The organism is Acidiplasma cupricumulans (assembly GCF_001402935.1).
Lineage (GTDB): Archaea > Thermoplasmatota > Thermoplasmata > Thermoplasmatales > Thermoplasmataceae > Acidiplasma > Acidiplasma aeolicum.
On sequence record NZ_LKBH01000046.1, the window covers coordinates 1 to 3,525 of the forward strand.

3 protein-coding genes are annotated in these 3,525 nt (G+C 37.1%); 2 read left to right on the forward strand and 1 reads right to left on the reverse strand.

The features are described from left to right. Positions 1-63 precede the first annotated feature (63 nt). Both AOG55_RS01730 and AOG55_RS01735 read left to right on the forward strand, forming a co-directional pair. Positions 64-1,827, forward strand: coding sequence for a 2-oxoacid:acceptor oxidoreductase subunit alpha (locus tag AOG55_RS01730; protein WP_055040810.1), 1,764 nt, complete (start codon positions 64-66; stop codon positions 1,825-1,827). Further along, the gene (locus AOG55_RS01735; protein ID WP_048102326.1) at positions 1,828-2,682 is read left to right on the forward strand and encodes a thiamine pyrophosphate-dependent enzyme; all 855 of its coding nucleotides are present in this window, start codon (positions 1,828-1,830) and stop codon (positions 2,680-2,682) included. Between the two features lie 5 nt (positions 2,683-2,687). Here the strand turns inward: AOG55_RS01735 and AOG55_RS01740 are convergent, their stop codons facing one another. After that, positions 2,688-2,984 carry a hypothetical protein gene (locus AOG55_RS01740; RefSeq protein WP_048102327.1) on the reverse strand — a complete coding sequence of 99 codons (297 nt, stop codon included), beginning with the start codon at positions 2,982-2,984 and terminating at the stop codon, positions 2,688-2,690. Positions 2,985-3,525: the final 541 nt, after the last annotated feature.

Genomic DNA, 3,525 nt, shown 5'->3' on the forward strand with positions numbered 1-3,525 from the left:
TACTTTCCATAAATATTTACAGTATAATCACAAAGTTTAAATAAACAATGAAGGTATATAATTATGGAAAGTACTGTAATTAGAATAGGAGGTGCTGCAGGTGACGGTGTTCAGTCTGCAGGTTTGATACTGGCAAAATCTTTATCCAGAAACGGTCTATATATCTCAACATATAACTATTATCAGAGTTTAATCAGGGGTGGAGAAAGCTGGTACCAGGTAAGGGCATCAGAGAATGTTGTTAAAAATCAGGGTTCCGGCCTAGATATTTTAATAGCCCTAAATGAGGATGCACTTAACAGGCATACAAATCCGGGCATAAATGAGGGTGGCGCATCACCCCTTTCAGGAATAGCAATTTTTGATGGCGAGATGATAACAAATTATAAAAAATATCAAAACATTAAATACTGCCCCATACCTTTAAGGGATATAGCATTAAAATATGATAAAAACTCACTGCTGAAAAATACCGTGGCACTTGGAGCCACAATGGCTGCCCTTGGCCTGGGCTTTGATACATTTTCCGGCGTGATTCAGGAAGTTTTTGGTAAGAAGGGAAAAGTCGCAGAATTAAATGTTTCCGCCGCGAAGGATGGCTATGATTATTATCTAAAAACATATGGAATTTTTAAAAAACTGCATCCAGTCAACCGGAAGCTTTACATCGCATCCGGTGGTGAGGCAGTGGGTCTTGGAGCAGTTAATGCCGGAATGCAAATGTATTTTGCATATCCAATGACACCCGCATCATCCGCACTGCATTTCTTTGCAAACCATGCAAAAAAATATAATCTGTTTGTAAAGGTAACAGAGGATGAAATTTCGGCCATAAACGCAGCCATAGGTGCCAATTATGCAGGTGTCAGGGCCATGACAGGTACATCAGGCGGTGGCTTTGCACTTATGTCTGAGGCAGTTGGTTTGGCAGGAATGACCGAGGTGCCTCTTGTAATTTATGAGGCACAGAGGCCGGGGCCATCAACCGGGCTTCCAACAAAAACCGAGCAGGGGGATTTAAACCAGATTCTTGGTGCAGGCCAGGGGGATTTTCCAAGAATTGTGCTTGCACCTGGAAATGTTACAGAGGCATTTGACCTTGCAAAGGAGGCATTTAATCTTGCGGCAGAATACCAGCTCCCTGTTTTTATCATGTCGGATCTTTACCTTGCCGAGCATGTTGAAACATTAAATAACATAGATTTAACATATAAAATGGAACACGGATTAATAGCGCAGGATAATGACCCTAATTTCAAGAGATATGAATTTACAGAATCTGGAATTTCAAAAAGGGCAATACCAGGTCAGAAGGGATTAATGCACAATGAGGATTCAGATGAACATGATGAATACGGAAATGTTGTAAGTGATGAGATCACTGACCCAAAAATAAGGTCATTAAGCATGGAGAAGAGAATGAGAAAGCTTGAAACATATAAAAAGAATATGCCACCAACAAATGCATATAGGGCGGATGGCGCAGAAAACCTAATTATCCAGTGGGGATCAACAAAGGGTGTTGTTGAGGAAATAGTTGATGATTTAATTGATGAGGGATTTAGCATTGGAGCCCTTGAAATAAATCATGTATACCCACTTAATCCAGATATAGCAGGGCACCTTAAAAACAGAAATAGAATAATTGTTGTGGAAAATAACTTCTCCGGCCAGCTAAACAGGTTAATAAAATCAGAATTTTTGGTAAAAACTGAGTTCATAGGGAAATATGACGGTGAGGCATTTTACCCGGATGAATTAAAGGCAAGGGTAAGGCAGATGCTAAACATTCAGTATGAAAATGTAAAAATAGGGGGTGATAAATAAATGATAACAATGGATAATTACAAGGGCAAGGTAAGGCCGGACTGGTGCCCCGGGTGTGGTAATTTCTCACAGTTAAGGGCAATAACAGAGGCACTTGTGCAGCTAAATATAAGCCCTGAAAATGTGGTGATTACCTCAGGAATTGGATGTTCAAGCAACATGCCTGAATTTATAAACACATATGGATATCATGGGCTTCATGGCAGGCTTGTGCCTGTTGCCGCAGGCATTAAATGGGCAAACCCGGATTTAAAGGTAATAGCCTATGGCGGCGATGGGGATGGATTTTTTGAGGGTACCCAGCATTTCTACCATTTTGCCAAAAGAAATGTTGATATAACATACATGGTCTCAGATAACCAGGTCTTTGGGCTTACCACAGGTCAGGCATCACCAACGACACCCATTGGCATAGTAACAAAGGATACACCTGATGGAAATATAGAACCACCATTTAATCCGCTCCATTATGCACTAACCGCAGGTGCATCATTCGTTGCCCGTGGTTTTTCTGGGGATATAAAGGGGCTTACAGAAATAACAAGGGAGGCGATTAAGCACAGGGGATTTTCCTTTATAGATGTGCTGAGCCCATGCACCACATATAATAAATTTAATGGGTATGAATTCTATAGAAAGGCTGTTTATAAACTTGAAAACAATGATAAAACTGATTTCTATCAGGCCTATAAGCTTGCCTCTGAGTGGGGAGATAATCATGCAATACCCACCGGCATATTCTATGAGGTTGATAAACCAACATATGAGGATGCAGATGAGGTTATATCAAAAATCTCACTGAAAAATACAGATCCATATAAATTAAGCGAGGAGGATCTTCAGGAATTTTATTAATTTTTTTATATATAATTTAACCATTCCATAACAGGATCATACCTGCCATCTATGGATATTTCAGTTTTATCATCTTCACTGACAATTACAAATTTATAAAAATAAACATAGCCTTCTATTTCCTCCCCATACATTATGTGCTCAACCTGTTTTCCATCCGGAAAATGTTCAACAGCCTCAGGCATAAATGGAATAAAATGCAGTTCTAGAATATTGCCTTTTTCAATAATGTCAAATCCGGAATTTTCAGATACGTATTTTTTAAGCTTTTCAATCTCTATGGAGGGTTTATCAATATCCATAATTAAAAAAGCCCATATTATATATAAACTTAATTAATTATCTCTTAATATATAGGTATATGTAAATATTTTTAGATATTAGGGATTAAAATATATCCATAAATTCATGCATCTTTCCTCCATATTCAGATTATGATTTCTGTTAACCATGTTAACATATACCTTTGAAAGTTATCATACCAATGAATTAGGTATGCTTAGTATATTTAAATTTAATTCTTATGTGGTTCATTTTATAAGGAATTTGAATCACACATAGTCCATATTTAACTTAAATGATCCATAAGCATATGCAAGAAATATTATTATATCAATTTCAAACATATATCTATATGAGGCAACCCGATAAAAGAATAAAGGTAATAAAAAGGCTTTCACCTCTGTTATGTGATTATAATATTGATACAATAAATGCATAATTTAGTATTCCCGTGCAATACGTATAATGCCACAAAATAATACCATATGGATTATGATTTTCTGGAAAACCCTGAAATCATTGTAAAATCATATCCTGGAAAGTTATATGGTGATTATATTA